This window comes from Asanoa sp. WMMD1127 (genome assembly GCF_029626225.1).
GTDB lineage: Bacteria > Actinomycetota > Actinomycetes > Mycobacteriales > Micromonosporaceae > Asanoa.
Window position 1 is genome coordinate 6,609,549 of record NZ_JARUBP010000001.1, and the last position, 16,277, is coordinate 6,625,825.

12 protein-coding genes and 1 pseudogene are annotated in these 16,277 nt (G+C 71.2%); 9 read left to right on the forward strand and 4 right to left on the reverse strand.

Annotation, left to right across the window (positions count from 1 at the left end; genetic code table 11):
- Nucleotides 1–23: 23 nt before the first annotated feature.
- Nucleotides 24–755: a HEAT repeat domain-containing protein gene (locus O7635_RS31585; protein WP_278084147.1), complete on the reverse strand. Its 732-nt coding sequence runs from the start codon at nt 753–755 to the stop codon at nt 24–26.
- 82 nt (nt 756–837) lie between these two features.
- On the opposite strand from O7635_RS31585, the gene O7635_RS31590 reads away from it, so the two are divergent.
- Together O7635_RS31590 and O7635_RS31595 are read left to right on the forward strand one after the other, a co-directional pair.
- Nucleotides 838–1,176 (forward strand): MTH938/NDUFAF3 family protein, encoded by a 339-nt coding sequence (locus tag O7635_RS31590; protein ID WP_278084148.1) that lies wholly within the window; start codon nt 838–840, stop codon nt 1,174–1,176.
- 8 nt (nt 1,177–1,184) lie between these two features.
- A complete protein-coding gene (locus O7635_RS31595) occupies nt 1,185–2,003 on the forward strand; it encodes a sugar nucleotide-binding protein (RefSeq protein WP_278084149.1) in 819 nt (272 codons plus the stop codon).
- Here the strand turns inward: O7635_RS31595 and O7635_RS31600 are convergent.
- Both O7635_RS31600 and O7635_RS31605 read right to left on the reverse strand, forming a co-directional pair.
- Nucleotides 1,996–2,454 (reverse strand): DUF1801 domain-containing protein, encoded by a 459-nt coding sequence (locus O7635_RS31600; protein ID WP_278084150.1) that lies wholly within the window; start codon nt 2,452–2,454, stop codon nt 1,996–1,998. The two genes, O7635_RS31595 and O7635_RS31600, sit on opposite strands and share 8 nt — an antisense overlap.
- A 94-nt stretch (nt 2,455–2,548) precedes the next feature.
- Entirely contained in the window at nt 2,549–3,232 is a 684-nt protein-coding gene (locus O7635_RS31605) for a response regulator transcription factor (RefSeq protein WP_278085617.1), read from the reverse strand.
- Nucleotides 3,233–3,372: 140 nt separating this feature from the next.
- Between O7635_RS31605 and O7635_RS31610 the strand changes: the two are divergent.
- The 7 genes and pseudogenes from O7635_RS31610 to O7635_RS31640 all read left to right on the forward strand — a co-directional run.
- A pseudogene (locus O7635_RS31610) lies at nt 3,373–4,110 on the forward strand (ABC transporter ATP-binding protein); the annotation flags it as partial.
- Between the two features lie 1,269 nt (nt 4,111–5,379).
- A complete protein-coding gene (locus tag O7635_RS31615) occupies nt 5,380–7,932 on the forward strand; it encodes an ABC transporter permease (RefSeq protein ID WP_278084151.1) in 2,553 nt (850 codons plus the stop codon).
- Between the two features lie 165 nt (nt 7,933–8,097).
- Nucleotides 8,098–8,853 carry an ABC transporter ATP-binding protein gene (locus tag O7635_RS31620; RefSeq protein ID WP_278084152.1) on the forward strand — a complete coding sequence of 252 codons (756 nt, stop codon included), beginning with the start codon at nt 8,098–8,100 and terminating at the stop codon, nt 8,851–8,853.
- The gene (locus O7635_RS31625) at nt 8,853–11,393 is read left to right on the forward strand and encodes an ABC transporter permease (RefSeq protein WP_278084153.1); all 2,541 of its coding nucleotides are present in this window, start codon (nt 8,853–8,855) and stop codon (nt 11,391–11,393) included. Before O7635_RS31620 ends, O7635_RS31625 begins: the two co-directional genes overlap by 1 nt.
- A 249-nt stretch (nt 11,394–11,642) precedes the next feature.
- On the forward strand, nt 11,643–12,752 hold the full coding sequence (locus O7635_RS31630; RefSeq protein WP_278084154.1) for a DDE-type integrase/transposase/recombinase: 1,110 nt from the start codon (nt 11,643–11,645) through the stop codon (nt 12,750–12,752).
- A 62-nt stretch (nt 12,753–12,814) separates the two neighbouring features.
- A protein-coding gene (locus tag O7635_RS31635; protein WP_278079640.1) for an IS3 family transposase occupies nt 12,815–13,983 on the forward strand; the annotation gives its coding sequence in 2 pieces (ribosomal slippage) (nt 12,815–13,064 and nt 13,064–13,983; 1,170 coding nt in all).
- A gap of 39 nt (nt 13,984–14,022) precedes the next feature.
- Complete coding sequence (locus O7635_RS31640) at nt 14,023–14,655, forward strand: IS3 family transposase (protein WP_278085618.1); 633 nt, start codon at nt 14,023–14,025, stop codon at nt 14,653–14,655.
- Between the two features lie 696 nt (nt 14,656–15,351).
- On the opposite strand, the gene O7635_RS31645 is transcribed toward O7635_RS31640, so the two are convergent.
- Entirely contained in the window at nt 15,352–16,248 is an 897-nt protein-coding gene (locus O7635_RS31645; RefSeq protein ID WP_278085619.1) for an IS5 family transposase, read from the reverse strand.
- Between the last annotated feature and the right edge of the window lie 29 nt (nt 16,249–16,277).

Below are 16,277 nucleotides of genomic sequence, written 5' to 3' on the forward strand. Positions count from 1 at the left end.
ATCGACGGACCTTCTATCCGGTTTTAGTCGGCCAGGACGATGTGCGACTGGAGTCGTTTCGCGCCGGGCCCGCGATAGACGCGCAGGACGCTGTGCAGCGCGTCGCGTACGTCCGGGTCGGGATGGTCGACCAGGTAGGCCAGCTCCTCGGCGCCACCGCGCCGCCGCCGGCCGAGCTCCCAGAGAACGTCGACGATCTCGTCCGCGGTGGTCGCCGCCCGCAGCCGCGCCATCAGCTCGCCCTTCGGCGCGCTCGGCGACTCCGGCTCGTCGAACCGGCGCCGCAGCCTGGCCACCTTGAACGTGCCGGGTCGCAGGCACACCGGGCACGGACACGGGCGGCGGCCGTGCGCTCCCGGCTGGTAGCGCCAGCCCATTCCCTGCGGCACGTCGCGGACCCGGCGCACCTCGGCGGAGGCGATCGCGCGGGGCACGAACACCTCGTGGCCCCGCGGGTCGCTCAACCCACGGACGGTCGCGACCGCCTGCGCCGCCGTCATCTCCACGGGCTCGGCGCCGTAGTGCCCGACCGTGACGCGCTCGTCATCCGGCACGCGCAGGTGCACCGCGGCCAGCACGCCCGGGTGCCACCGCCGCAGCTCCCGGACCCACTGGTGGGTGAGGGTGAACGACGGCAGGACCGGCATGCAGTAGACGCCGCGCCCGCCGGCCCGCCCGTGGCTGCGTGCCGCGATCCCGGTCCGGCGCATGCGCCGCGCCGGCCCGGCCCCCGTGATGTGCACGAAATCCGCCATCGGCGGAGGATACCGGTGGCGATGGCCGCCAGCGGCATGCCAAGCTGCGCGGGTGTCAGCGACGTCGCCGAAGGTGTTGTCCGTGGAGTGGGGGCGGATGACCGTCGAAGGGCTGCCGGCCGGCAAGGACTTCGTGCTCTATCCGGGCGGCGGCCACGAGTGGGACTGGGCCACGACCGGCACCCGCCACGAGCCGGGCATCCAGCCCGCCGACGTCGAGGAGCTGCTGAGCCGCGGCGCCACTGAGGTCGTGCTGTCCCGCGGTATGGACCTGCGGCTCCAGGTCGACCCGCGCACCGCCGCGTTGCTCGCGGAGCGGGGCGTCCCCGTGCATGTCGCCGAGACGACCGAGGCGGTACGCGTCTACAACGCGCTCGTGGAGAGCCGGCCCGTGGGCGGCCTGTTCCACTCGACGTGCTGAGGCCGACCGTGGATCTGCTCGTGGTCGGCGGCACCGGTCTCCTCGGCCGGGAGGTGACCCAGCAGGCGCTGGCCAAGGGCCTCGACGTCGCCGCCACGTTCTACAGTGGAACGCCGACGACCGCCGCCGCGCGTTGGCGGCGGCTCGACATCCGCCGACGCGACGAGGTCATGGCGCTCGTCGACGAGCTACGGCCCCGGGCCGTCGTCAACGCCGCCTACCAGCAGGCCGACTGGGTGACCACGGCCGACGGTGGCACGCACGTCGCGCTCGCCGCCGCGGCCGCCGGCGCCCGGCTCGTGCACGTCTCCAGCGACGCCGTCTTCTCCGGCGACGCGGAACGCTACGACGAGCGGGCCACGCCCGATCCGACCACGCCCTACGGCGCCGCCAAGGCCGCGGCCGAGACGGCGGTCAAGGCGATCGTGCCCGGCGCGGTCATCGCCCGGACCTCGTTGATCATCGGGTACGGCGACTCCCAGCACGAGCGGCACGTCCATGCCCTGACGACCGGCGCGGCCACCGGCGCGCTCTTCACCGACGACATCCGTTGCCCGGTGCACGTCGCCGACCTGGCGGCCGCGCTGCTGGAGCTCAGCGACGCAGGAAGCCACGGGATCCAGCACGTCGGCGGCGCCGAAGCGGTCAGCCGGCACGAGCTCGGTGTGCTGATCGCCCGCCGGGACGGCCTCGACCCCGGCCGGCTGCCGGCGGCGCTGCGGGCGGCGGCCGGCATACCCGGGCCCGTGGCGGTGCGGCTCGACGGCGCCGCCACGCGGGCCCGGCTGGGCACCCGGCTGCGCGGGGCCCGCGAGTTCCTCAGCTGAAGGCCTGCTTGACCAGGGCGCCGAGGCGCTTCTCGTCGGCGGCGGTCAGCTTGCTCAGGGCGAACGCGGTCGCCCACACGTTGCCCTCGTCGAGGTTGGCGTCCTCGTTGAAGCCCAGCGTCGAATACCGCGCCTTGAACTTCAGCGCCGGCTGGAAGAAGCAGATGATCTTTCCGTTCTTCGTGTACGCCGGCATGCCGTACCACGTCCGGAAGCCCGCGTCCGGGGCGTTCTTCTTGACCAGGTCGTGCACCTTCTCGGCCAGCGGACGGTCGGCGTCCGACATCTCGGCGATCTTCGCGAAGATCTCGCCCTCGGCGTCGGCCGCACTACCCTTCTTCGCGGCCCTCTTCATGTCGGCCGCGTGCTCCTTCATCGCGGCCTTCTCGTCCTCGGTGAAGCCGTCGTAGCCGGAGCCGGTGCTCTTCGTCGTCTTCTTGGCCGTCGCCATGGTGGTCGCTCCCCTGCGATTCGTCGATCGGAACGAAGCTAAGCCTAGGAACGCGCGGGTCGCGGACGCTTCTCAGAAACTGATCGCTTAGGCCCTATCCGCCGGGACGGACGAGCCCGCTTTCGTACGCGAGCACCACCGCCTGCACGCGGTCGCGGAGGCCGAGCTTGGTCAGGACGTGGCCGACGTGGGTCTTGATCGTCGTCTCGCTGACGGAGAGCTTGCGGGCGATCTCGGCGTTGGACAGGCCGCGGGCGACCTGGACGAGGACCTCGCGTTCGCGCTCGGTGAGCGTGGCCAGCGCCGGCGGCGTGGTCTCCTGCGGGTCGGGCAGCGCGGCGGCGAACCGGTCCAGCAGGCGCTTGAGGATCCGCGGCGCGACGACCGCCTCGCCCGCGGCGACGGTGCGGATCGCGGTCACCAGGTCGTCGGCGGGCACGTCCTTGGCGAGGAAGCCGCTGGCGCCGGCGCGCAGGGCGCCCACCACGTACTCGTCGAGGTCGAAGGTCGTCAGCACGAGCACCCGCACCGGCAGGCGGGCCTCGACGATCGCGCGGGTGGCGGCGACGCCGTCGAGGCGGGGCATCCGGACGTCCATCAGCACCACGTCGGGCAGCAGCCGGCGGGCGAGGTTGACCGCCTCGGCGCCGTCGCCGGCCTCACCGACCACGTCGATGTCGCCCTGGGCGCCGAGCACCATGCGGAAGCCGGTGCGCAGCAGCGGCTGGTCGTCGGCGAGCAGCACCCGGACCGGCCTATCGGCGGGCTCCGCCGTCATCGCCACCCCCATCGCGTACGCGTACCCGGCCATCTTTCCGCATCCGGTGCCGGGCAGCGTCGCGGCCGTCCGCAGGTTGACGGAGTCGTTAGGGCGTTTCACGCGCAAATGTCTGCTTCGCTGAGGCAAGATCGGATGGCGTGACCACGACTGCCGTGACGGGACCGGCCGCGCGGGCCGTCCAGGTGTGGAAGGTGTACGGATCCGGCGAGACGCAGGTCGTCGCGCTGCGGGACGTGAGCGTCGACCTGGAACGCGGGAAGTTCACCGCGATCATGGGGCCGTCCGGCTCCGGGAAGTCGACGCTCATGCACTGCCTGGCGGGGCTCGACTCGGTCAGCCGGGGCGAGGTGTACGTCGGCGACACCAAGGTGACCGGCCTCGGCGACGCGGGCCTGACCCGCCTGCGCCGCGACAAGATCGGATTCATCTTCCAGCAGTTCAACCTGCTGCCGACGCTGACGGCCGAGGAGAACATCCTGCTGCCCCTCTCGATCGCGGGGCGCAAGCCGGACCCGGCGTGGTACCGCACGGTGATCGACACCGTCCGCCTCGGCGACCGGCTCGGACACCGCCCGTCGCAGCTCTCCGGCGGCCAGCAGCAGCGGGTGGCGTGCGCCCGCGCGCTGGTGTCCCGCCCCGAGGTCATCTTCGCCGACGAGCCGACGGGCAACCTCGACTCGCGCTCAGGCGCGGACGTGCTCACCTTCCTCCGCGACTCGGTGACGACGCACGGCCAGACCATCGTGATGGTGACCCACGACCCGGTGGCCGCCTCGTACGCGGACCGCGTCCTCTTCCTCGCCGACGGCGCCGTGGTCGACGAGATCCTCGACCCGACCGCCGACGCGGTGCTGGACCGGATGCGCAGCATCGACACGCTCGCCGAGGGGCCGGGTGGCGCGGCGGCGGTGGGCCCGCCGCGGGAGAGCCGCGGCACCACGGACCCGACCGGCTCGACACCCCATCCCGGCCCGCACAACGCTCCACACCGGATCGACCGGGCGCCCGGTTCCGGCGGCGGTTCCGGGCCGCAGGGACCGGGCGAGCCGACCGCACGCGCCGGCGGCGCACCTGGTCCCGGTCCGGGCGGACCGATCGGGCGGGCCGGGCTCGCGCACGAGCACCCCGTCTCAGCCTCCGAAACGACGGCGACGGCGACCCTGACCTCGGCTGTGTCCGCGTTGGTGTCGGCGATCGCCCAGCAGTCGCGCGCCACTCCTCCGCCGCAGACCGGCGCGGCGGACGAGAAGCCGGCGTCCGACCAGGACGAGGTGGCCGAGCGGTCGGTCGCGACCGACGCGCCTGGTCAGGTCGGGAAGGCCGCGGAGGCCGGGCGGGCCGGGTCCGGCGCCGAGGCCGGGCGGGCCGGGTCCGGCGCTGAGTCGGGTGGGCGGCGGGCGCCGAGCAACGCGGGAGGTCCGGCCGGCCAGCGGCCGGCGGCGGGCCGTACGCACAAGCGCAAGCCGCGCGGCGTGGCGCCGGCCGACGCGCGCACCACGGAGGTCGCTCCGAGCGAGGCGGGCGAGGTCGCGGCCGCGCAAGGAGTCGGGTTAGGCGCGGAAAGCAACCTGACCGCCGCCAGCGACAACGCCATTGCCACCGACCCGGCGGCTGTCGCCACCGGCCGAACCGCCACCGTCGACGAGACCACAGCAATCGGCCCAACCGCCACCGACCGGACCGCCGCCGCGGCCAAGGCCGCAGCCACAGATCCGGCCACTGCGGACAAGGCCGCCGCCGCAGGCAAGCCGGCCACGGACAAGGCGACCGCCGCAGGCAAGCCGGCCACCGACAAGGCAACCGCCGCAGGCAAGCCGGCCACCGACAAGGCAACCGCCGCGGACCCGGCCGCCGCAGACCTGGCCACCGCGAACCCGGCCACCGCAGACCCAGCCACCGCAGACCCAGCCACCGCGAACCCGGCCACCGCAGACCCAGCCACCGCAGACCCGGCCGCCGCAGACCCGGCCGCCGCGGACAAGGCGGCCGGCGCCGCAGACCCGGCCACCGCGGACAAGGCGGCCGGCGCCGCAGGCCCGGCGCGGAAGGTCGCCAAGAAGAGCGCGCCGCGCAGACGCCCGATCACCGCGCCCAAGACGGACGACGCCACCGACCCCAAGACCGACGCCTGAGGGAGCGCGACCATGTTTCGGTCGATGTTGCGTGGGCTGCTCACGCACAAGTTGCGGCTCGCGCTCTCGGCGCTGGCGGTCGTGCTCGGCACCATGTTCATGAGTGGCGCGTTCGTGGCCGGTGACACCTTCTCGCAAGGGTTCACCGCGCTCTTCTCGACCGTCAACGAGAGCATCGACGTCGAGGTCACCGCCCGGGACAACACGCCGGGCGGCCAGGACGCGCAGTTCGGCACGCCGACCGCCCTGCTCGACCAGCAGGACGTCGACACCGTCCGCCAGGTGGACGGGGTCGCGAAGGTCACGCCGGGCGTCTACTCCGCGGGGGCCAGGCTGATCGGCAGCGACGGCAAGGTCGTCGGCGGCGCCGGGCCGCCGCAGCAGGGCATCGCGTGGCAGGACGACGACCCGCTGATCCAGCTGCGGCAGGGGCGGGCGCCTCAGGCCGCCGACGAGATCGCGATCAACCAGGGGCTCAGCACCGACAGCGGGTTCGGGCTCGGGCAGACGGCGGATGTGATCACTCTGCAGCCGCGTACGCCGTACAAGATCGTGGGGATCTTCGGTTTTCCCGGCAACCGGCCCTCGCTGGCCGGCGAGACCACCGTCGCGTTCACGTTGGCGCAGGCGCAGCGGGTGCTGCTCAACGCGCCCGGCAAGTTCACCAGCATCGACGCCACGGCCGCGAGCGGGGTCAGTGACGCCACGCTGCGGGACCGGATCGCGGCGGCGCTGCCGGACGACGACGTGCGGACCGGGGCCCAGGTGGCCGAAGAGCAGCAGAGCCAGACCTCCAGCTTCGTCAACATCCTGAAGACCGGCCTGGTCGTCTTCGCGCTGATCGGCATGTTCACCGGCGCGTTCCTGATCTTCAACACGTTCTCGATGCTGGTGGCGCAGCGGACCCGGGAGCTGGCGCTCTACCGCTCGTTCGGCGCGAGCCGCGGCCAGGTCAACCGGTCGGTGCTGTTCGAGTCGCTGCTGCTCGGCCTGGCCGCCAGCATCGTCGGTCTCGCGCTCGGCATCCTGGTCGGCTTCATCCTCAACAAGGCGCTGCAGGCCTTCATCGACGCGAGCCTGCCGGTCGGCGGTGTGGTGGTCCGGGCGTACGCCGTGTTCGCCACCCTGGCCACCGGCGTCGTCTTCACGGTCGTGGCCGCCCTCATCCCCGCGCTGCGGGCCAGCCGCGTCCCGCCGATCGCGGCCATGCGCGACGCGGTCACCCCGGACAAGCCGCTGACCCGGCTCACCATCGCCGGCGCGGTCGTGCTGGCCGCCGGCGGGATCCTGCTCGGCCTCGGCGTCGCGGACGTCGGCGACCTGCCGACCTGGGCCACCCTCGGCATCGGCGCCGGGCTGTGCTTCCTGGGCATGGCGATGCTCGCGCCGATCATCAGCCGCCCGCTGACCACGGCCGCCGGCAAGGCGTTCGCGTGGTCGGTGCCGGGCCGGCTCGGCGCCCGCAACACCGGCCGCAACCCGCGCCGGACCGCGGTGACCGCCGCCGCGCTGATGATCGGCGTGGCGCTGGCCACCGGTGCCGGCGTGTTCGCCCAGTCGGCGAAGGCGGGCATCACCAACGCGTTCGAGCGCGACGTCAACGCCCAGCTCGCCGTGACCACGAGCTTCAGCCAGGGTCCCGGCGCCAACGCGGGCTTCCCGCCGCAGCTCGAGCAGACCATGGCCGCGCTGCCGGGTGTGACCTCGGCGGTCGCGTTGCGCACCGACACGGTCAACCTCAACGGCAGCGACCGGTTCGTGCTGGCCGGCGACGCGCAGGCCGCCTCGACGATCTTCAACCTGAAGCAGGTGGCCGGCAACGTCCGCGAGCTGAACCCCGGCGAGGTGCTGCTCGACCAGGACACGGCCAACGCGCTGCGGCTGGGGGTCGGCAACCAGGTCACCATGCGTACGGCCCGCGGCGAGCCGGTCACCCTCGACGTCGTCGGCATCTTCGAGCCCAACCAGGCGATCTCCAGCTCGCTGATCAGCAGCGCCGACGCGGGCGGGTTCCGGTCGCCGTTCGCGCAGCAGGGCTTCGTGCAGGTCGCGAACGACAGCCAGGTGCCGCAGGTGCGGGCCGAGCTCGACCGGCTGTTCGCCGACAACCCCGAGGTCACCGTCAACGACCAGTCGCAGCTGATCGACCAGGCCAACAACTTCGTCGACATCCTGCTCGGCATCGTCAACACGCTGTTGGCCCTGACGATCATCGTGGCCGTGCTGGGCGTGGTGAACACGCTGCTGCTGTCGGTCTTCGAGCGGACCCGGGAGCTCGGCCTGATCCGGGCGGTCGGGATGAGCCGCGCCCAGATCGGCCGCATGGTGACGGTCGAGTCCGTGCTGATCTCGGTCTTCGGCGCGCTGCTCGGCATCGTGATCGGCGTCGGCCTGGGCGTGGCGATCGTCGTCGCGCTGGGAGACGAGTTCCTGTCGCTGACCGTACCGTGGGGTTATCTGCTGATCACTCTCGGTCTTGCCATCGTGGCCGGCGCCATCGCGGCGGTGCTCCCGGCCATCCGCGCGGCCAGGCTCAACGTGCTCCAGGCCATCGCCTACGAGTGACCGGTCAGGGACAAACCCTGAGGCCGGGTACGGGTAACCCGCACCGGAAAATCCGCCCTCCCTCCGTCGCGGGGCGGACGAGAAGGGTTGCCCGGCTCCCGCAGCATGGATGATGCCGGCCGGACCGTCCTGGTCCGGCCGGACCATGACACGAGGGGGAACCAGGTGACGGCCAGCGATCCGGTGGCGGCCCGCGCGGACGACGTGTGGAAGGTCTACGGCAGCGGCGAGGCGGAGGTGATCGCGCTCCGGGGGGTGAGCGTCACGTTCGCCCGCGGCGTGTTCACGGCGATCATGGGGCCCTCCGGCTCCGGCAAGTCCACGCTCATGCACTGCCTCGCCGGCCTGGACGCGGTCACCCGCGGTGAGGTGCGGATCGGCGAGACGAAGGTGACCGGGCTGGGTGACGCCGGGCTGACCAGGCTGCGCCGCGACAAGGTTGGCTTCATCTTCCAGCAGTTCAACCTGCTGCCCACGCTCTCGGCCAAGGAGAACATCCTGCTGCCGCTGTCGATCGCGGGCCGCAAGCCCGACGACGCCTGGTTCGACACGGTGATCAAGACGGTGGGGCTGCAGGACCGGCTCGACCACCGGCCGGCCCAGCTCTCCGGCGGCCAGCAGCAGCGGGTGGCGTGCGCACGCGCCCTGGTGGCCCGGCCCGAGGTGATCTTCGCCGACGAGCCGACGGGCAACCTCGACTCCCGCTCGGGCGCCGACGTGCTCGGCTTCCTGCGGGACTCCGTGCGGACCCACGGGCAGACGATCGTCATGGTCACCCACGACCCGGTGGCCGCGTCGTACGCCGACCGGGTCATCTTCCTGGCCGACGGCGCCGTGGTCGACGAGCTGCACGCCCCGACGCCCGACATGGTGCTCGACCGCATGAAGAAGCTCGACGCGCCGGCCGAGGTGGAGCGCTGATGCTGCGCGCCACCCTCAAGAGCCTGCTGGCCCGCAAGGTCCGCCTGCTGTTGTCCGGCCTCGCGGTCGTACTCGGCGTGATGTTCGTGGCCGGCTCCTTCGTGCTCACCGACACCCTGTCCCGCTCCTTCGACTCGATCTTCTCGGACGCGTACTCGCAGACCGACGTGACCATCGCCGGCAAGCCCAAGGTGGCGGTCGACGAGATGGACGGCGAGCAGGTCCCGGCCAACATCCCGGCCTCGGCGGTGTCCGCGGTCACCTCGGTGCCCGGCGTCGCCTCGGCCCGTGGCGTCGTCGCCGCCGACGGCGCGACGCTGATCGGCAGCAACGGCAAGGCGGTGGGCTCGTTCGGGCCGCCGCAGCTCGGCGAGAACTGGCTCGGCGAGAACGAGCTCACCCAGCTCCGCGAGGGTCGTGGTCCGACCGCCGACGACGAGATCGCGGTCAACGTGGCGCTGGCCACCGCCGGCAAGGTCAAGGTGGGCGACCGGGTCGGCGTGCTGACCCTCGACGCCAAGCAGCGGACGTTCACGATCGTCGGCACGTTCGGCTACAGCGGCGACCGGGACAGCCTCGGCGGCGTCAACGAGATCGCGTTCACCGACCCGGTGGCGCAGCAGTTGATGCTCGGCGAGAAGGGCGTGTTCAGCAGCATCGACGTGCAGGCGGCGGACGGCACCAGCCCCGCCGCGTTGAAGGACCAGGTCGCGGCCGCGTTGGGGGCCGACTACACCGTGCGTACGGGCGAGGAGGCCGCCGCCGACGACGCACAGGGGCTCAAGGACGGGCTCGGCTTCTTCAACAACATCCTGCTCGGCTTCGCGGGCATCGCGCTCTTCGTCGGCATCTTCCTGATCGTCAACACCTTCTCGATCGTGGTGGCGCAGCGGACGCGCGAGCTGGCCCTGCTGCGGGCGGTCGGCGCGGGCCGCCGGCAGGTGATCGGCTCGGTGCTGATCGAGGCGGTGATCGTCGGCATGGTCGCGTCGGTGATCGGCCTGGCGGCGGGCATCGGTGTGGGCGCGCTCCTCGCCTACCTGGCCGGTAAGTTCGCCGGCGGCCTGACCCTGGCCGGGCTGGGCGTGCCCCCGGTCGCCATCATCGCGTCGTTCGCGGTGGGCCTGGTGGTCACTGTGATCGCCGCGGTGATGCCGGCGCTGCGGGCGTCGCGGATCCCGCCGATCGCCGCGATGCAGGACGTCGCGACGCCGGACCGGCCGCTCACGAAGATCACGACGGTCGGCGCGGTCGTCACGGCGGCAGCCGGCGCCCTGCTCGGCGTCGGCCTCTACGCGGACGGCGGCCTGCTCCTCGTCGCCGGTGGCGTGCTGCTGGCGTTCGTCGGCATCGCGTTGCTGACCCCGGTGCTCAGCCGGCCCGTCGTCGGCCTGCTCGGCCGGATCTTCTCCTGGTCGGTGCCGGGCAAGCTCGGCCGGCTCAACTCGGGCCGCAACCCGCGCCGCACCGCGATCACCGCGGCCGCGCTGATGGTCGGCATCGCGCTGGTCACCGGCGTCGGCGTGGTGGCCTCGTCGGCGAAGACCAGCATCGCGGGGGCGGTCGAGGCGGTCGACGCACAGCTGATCATCCAGGGCAGCCAGAGCGGGCCGCGGCTCCCGACGTTCGACCTCGGCGTGGTCGACCAGGCCAAGGCGATCCCGGGCGTACGCGACGTGGTCGCCGTCGGCAACGACCTCGCGACGGTCAACGGGAAGCGGGAGTTCGTCACGTCCGTGACCGACGCCGCGCCGATCCCGAGCATCTACGGCAGCACGGCCGTGGCGGGCGACATCTCGCGACAGGGTCCGGACCAGGTCATCGTCAACGACGACGCGGCCAAGGAGCAGGGCTGGACGGTCGGCTCAGTGCTGACGGTGCAGCTCAGCCGGGGCGAGGAGCATCGCTACACGGTCAGCGGCATCGCGCCGACCGACAAGTCGATCGGCGAGATCATGCTGCCGGCGGAGGCGATGAAGGACTTCGCCCAGCCGTCACCGTTCATGGGACTGATCCGGCTCGACGAAGGCACGCCCGTGTCATCGGTCCAGCCGCAACTGGAGGCGCTGGTCGCCGGCAACCCGCTGGTCTCGGTGATCGACCAGGACGCGTTCACCCAGCAGCAGACGGACATGCTCGACCAGGTGCTGGTCATGATCCAGATCCTGCTGGCGCTGGCGATCCTGATCGCGGTGCTGGGCATCATCAACACGCTGGCCCTGTCGGTCATGGAGCGCACCCGTGAGCTGGGCCTGCTCCGCGCGATCGGCCTGAGCCGCGCGGCCACGATGCGGATGATCACCGTGGAGGCCGTGGTGATCTCGGTCTTCGGCGCGCTGCTGGGCGTGGTGGTCGGGTCCGGGTTGGGAGCCGCGGTCGTGCGGGCCCTGCGCGACCAGGGCTTCACGGACCTGACGCTCCCGTGGACGACGATGGGCCTCTACCTGGGCGTGGCCGCCCTGGTGGGCGTGGTGGCGGCGATCCTGCCGTCGATCCGCGCGGCCCGGCTCAACGTGCTCGGCGCGATCGCGCACGAGTGACCGGGGGAACGGGCCGGGCCGTGGGGGCCCGACCCGTCTCCGACGTGAGGAACGGTCCGTTCCAATCGGATTCCGATTGGAACGGACCGTTCCTCACTCGCGGCAGCAAGGCGTTTGAGATCTAGGTAAGCAAATGCTGCTATGGGAGCTCTTCAGTCCCATGACATCTGTCGCACTTGATGTCCCGGTAGATGTGTCACACCGGGTTGACTGCCAGGGATGGCGATACGGCGTCAAATGCTGAACGCGATGGACGCGGTCCTGGCCGCTGGCGTGAAGATCGACAATGTGGCGCGGTGGTGCCGTGAGAACGGCGTCACGACGCGGACGTTCTACCGACACAAAGCCCGCGTCGCCGCCGAAGGGGCGTGGCGAGAACAGTCCCGCCGCCCACACCACAGCCCGGGCATGGCCGGCCCGGACCTCGACGCGTGGATCCGCAAGTTACGTGCCGACCTCGCCCCGGACAACGGCGCGGACTACATCCGCGACGCCCTGACCCGGATCGCGGCCGATATCAGAGCACCATGGTCGGTGCCGTCGCGGTCCACGATCAACCGGGTCCTGTCCCGCCACGGCCTGCTCGACGCGAACCCCGCCAAACGGCCTCGCAGCTCGTGGCGGCGATTCGCGTTCGCCCAACCCCGCGACCGCTACCAGATCGACGCGACCGTCGTCGCCCTGACCGGTGGCCGCAACGCGGTCGTCTTCGACGTCCTCGACGACTGCACCCGGATGCTGGTCGCCTGCACCGCCGCCACCGGCGAGACCGCCGCCGCCGCGATCACCGCGATCACCGCCGCCGCCAACCAGCACGGACCACCCGCGATCGTGCTCTGCGACAACGGCGCCGCGTTCACCAACACCTGGTCCTCCGCCACCACCGCAGCGTCACAGTTCGCGTCCACGCTCAACGGCTGGGGCACCCGATTGATCCACTCAAGCCCCTACCACCCACAAACCTGCGGGAAGGTCGAGCGCCACCACCAAACCCTCAAGAAATGGCTCACCCACCACCGCATCCCGACCACCATCGCGCAGCTCCAACGCCTACCCGACGACTACCGCGACTACTACAACACCCGACGGGCCCACTGCGCCCTCGCCCGCCGCACCACCCCACACCACGCCTGGACCTCCGCGACCCGCCACGGCGGACCCGCCGCCCTGCCCATCCAGACCGACGCCACCGTCCACCGCTGCCGCGTCACCGACTACGGAAAAATCAACGCCGGCTCCCACCGCATCGGCGTCGGCATAGCCCGTCTCGGCCAAACCCTGACCGTCATCCGCCACAACGGCCACGCCACCATCTACGACCCCGACGGCCACCCCATCGGCACCGCCACCCTGACCTGAGCTTGACCCGCTTTCCCGGACACCTGATCTGAGGCGAGACTGTCGCCGAGGGAGGAGTTCGGATGCCTGCACCACACCCGCCGGAGTTCCGTGAGCGTGCGGTCGAGTTGGCCCGGTTGAGGGAGCAGCCGATCGCGCAGGTCGCGAAAGGCTTGGGGATCTCCGAGTCGTGCCTGCGTAACTGGTTGGCCCAGGCTGACCGGGACGCCGGCAGGCGTGAGGGGTTGACCAGCGAGGAACGCAAGGAGCTGGCCGCGCTGCGTAAGGAGAAGCGGCGTCTGGAGGTGGAGAACGAGATCCTGCGCCGGGCCGCGGCCTATTTCGCGCGGGAGAACGTCCTCCCAAAATGATCTACCCGGTCGTCGTAGAGCTCACCGCCGACGGCATACCGGTGGCGGTGTGCTGCCGGGTGCTGGGCGTGTCGAGGGCCGGGTTCCACCACTGGCGCCGGCGTGGGCCCAGCCGGCGGGCGATGGCCGATGAGGCGCTCACCCGCACGATCCGCGAGATCCATCAGATGTCCCGCGGTAGCTACGGCGCGCCGCGGGTCCATGCCGAGCTGCGCCTGGCGGCCGGGGTCCGATGCGGCCGTAAACGGGTCGCTCGGCTGATGCGCGCCGACGGCCTCGAAGGGGTGTATCGGCGGCGGCGAAGGGGTTGCACCGTCAGGGATCCGGCCGCCACACCCTCAGCGGATCTGGTCAACCGCCGGTTCGTCGCCAACCGTCCAGACGCGCTGTGGGTCACCGACATCACCCAACACCGCACCGGGCAGGGCTGGGTCTACTGCGCGGTCGTCCTGGACGTGTTCGCCCGCCGGGTCGTGGGCTGGTCGATCGCCGACCACCTACGCACCGAACTGGTCGTCGACGCCCTGGACATGGCCCGCTGGCGCCGCCGACCGGTGGCCGGACAGACCGTGGTCCACTCCGACCACGGCACCCAATACACCAGTTGGGCGTTCGGGCACCGGCTACGCACGGCCGGGCTGCTCGGCTCGATGGGCTCGATCGGTGACTGCTACGACAACAGCCTGGTCGAATCGTTCTTCGGCTCCATGCAGCTCGAGCTCCTCGACCGCCAACCTTGGGGCAACCGTCAGGAGCTGGCCAACGCCATCTTCGAGTGGATCGAGGCCTGGTACAACCCACGCCGACGGCACTCGGCCCTTGGCAACCTGTCCCCGATCGACTACGAACGACACCACACCGATCTAGCCACCGCGGCGTGATCACCACACCAGAAGTGTCCGGGAAACCGGGTCAAGCTCATCGCTCGGCTGATGCGCGCCGACGGCCTCGAAGGGGTGTATCGGCGGCGGCGAAGGGGTTGCACCGTCAGGGATCCGGCCGCCACACCCTCAGCGGATCTGGTCAACCGCCGGTTCGTCGCCAACCGTCCAGACGCGCTGTGGGTCACCGACATCACCCAACACCGCACCGGGCAGGGCTGGGTCTACTGCGCGGTCGTCCTGGACGTGTTCGCCCGCCGGGTCGTGGGCTGGTCGATCGCCGACCACCTACGCACGGAGCTGGTCGTCGACGCCCTGGACATGGCCCGCTGGCGCCGCCGACCGGTGGCCGGACAGACCGTGGTCCACTCCGACCACGGCACCCAATACACCAGTTGGGCGTTCGGGCACCGGCTACGCACGGCCGGGCTGCTCGGCTCGATGGGCTCGATCGGTGACTGCTACGACAACAGCCTGGTCGAATCGTTCTTCGGCTCCATGCAGCTCGAGCTCCTCGACCGCCAACCTTGGGGCAACCGTCAGGAGCTGGCCAACGCCATCTTCGAGTGGATCGAGGCCTGGTACAACCCACGCCGACGGCACTCGGCCCTTGGCAACCTGTCCCCGATCGACTACGAACGACACCACACCGATCTAGCCACCGCGGCGTGATCACCACACCAGAAGTGTCCGGGAAACCGGGTCAAGCTCAGACCCCCGGCAAAACCTACGTCCCCCTACAACCAACCCAACCAAGATCAAAACCGTGACACATCAACCGGGACACACCCTTGACACATCTCCCGGGACATGACACTGCCATAGCAGCATTCCTTTACCAAGATCTCGAGCGTTCGCCCGCGCGGCGGCGTGTCGCGCGCGACGCGCCGCGGTGCGGGAGGCGCCGTTCCAGAACGACGAGCCGAGCGGATCTCGACGCCAACAGATCTCCACGGTCAATGCCAGGGACGCGGGACAGGGGTAACGCCGGCGCGGGGCACCGGTGGCTGCCAGCGGCCTTGATCAGGTGTGCGGGAACGGGAAGTTCCGATCTCGGATGCAAGATCGTGTGCACGAGGTCTGCACGACACGCCCTCGGGATTCGCGTTCGCATGCACATGATCTTGACCACACCCGCCTCGATCCCAGATCCGGCGCACATGATCTTGGAGCGGTCGGAGAGGCCATCCGCATCGCTGGCAGGGTGAGAGATCACGAGCCGAAGGTCCGGGCGACAACGCCATGCATTCCGGCCGCGCGTCCAGGCCCGACCGTCGGCTCGGCCGGGACACCGGGAGAGCCGCCCCCGTCCGACCCTGAACCCCGCATGACCACCAACCTGAAATTGATTGGCTACAGGTAGGGGCCCTAGGCCGTGTTTCGTAGGGCTCGGAGCCATTGGTTGATGGCCGCGATGGTCAGGGTGGCTTCGTAGCGCACGGCGAGTTTGTCGTACCTGGTGGCCATGGCGCGGTGGTGTTTGAGCTGGTTGATGCCGCACTCGACGGCGTGACGCGCCCGGTAGAGGTTGGGGTCGAAGGCGGGCGGACGCCCGCCTCGGGAGCCCTTGGCCTTACGGTGTTCGTCTTGGTCGGTCTTGCTCGGGATGCAGGCTCGGATGCCGCGGCGGCGCAGGTGGGCGCGGTTGGCTGCGGAGGTGTACGCCTTGTCTGCCAGGACCGTGTCCGGGCGGGTCCGGGGCCGGCCGCCATCGGCGCGCGTGACACGCACTTTGGCCAGCACGGGGATGAACTGAGGGCTGTCGCCGCGTTGGCCGGCGGTGACTATCGCGGCCATTAGTTTGCGGCCCTGCTCGCAGGCCAGATGGGTCTTGGTGGTCCAGCCGCCCCGGGACCGGCCGAGCGCGTGATCTGCCGGCTCGCTCTGCGTTCCGCCGGGCGGCTCCTTCTGCCCGTCACCGTCGCGGCGGGCGCCCGCGGCGTGCTGATGGGCGCGGCTGATGGTCGAGTCCACGCTCACCGTCCAGCCGATCAACCCGGCCGCGTCCGCCCGGGCCTGCAACACCGCCAGAATCTGCGCCCAGACCCCGTCGCGCTGCCAACGGCGGAACCATCGATACAGCGTCTGCCACGGCGGATACACCGCCGGAACGTCTCGCCACGGCGAGCCGGTCCGGACCCGCCACCGGATCCCGTCGATGATCATCCTCATGGTCCATTTGCGGGGCTGATCACGACCGGTTCCCGCCGGCAGCAGCGGTTCGAGCACCGCCCACTGCACGTCGGTCAGGTCATGTCGCCTCACTGCCGCTACGCTCGGCACGAGGTCTCCGG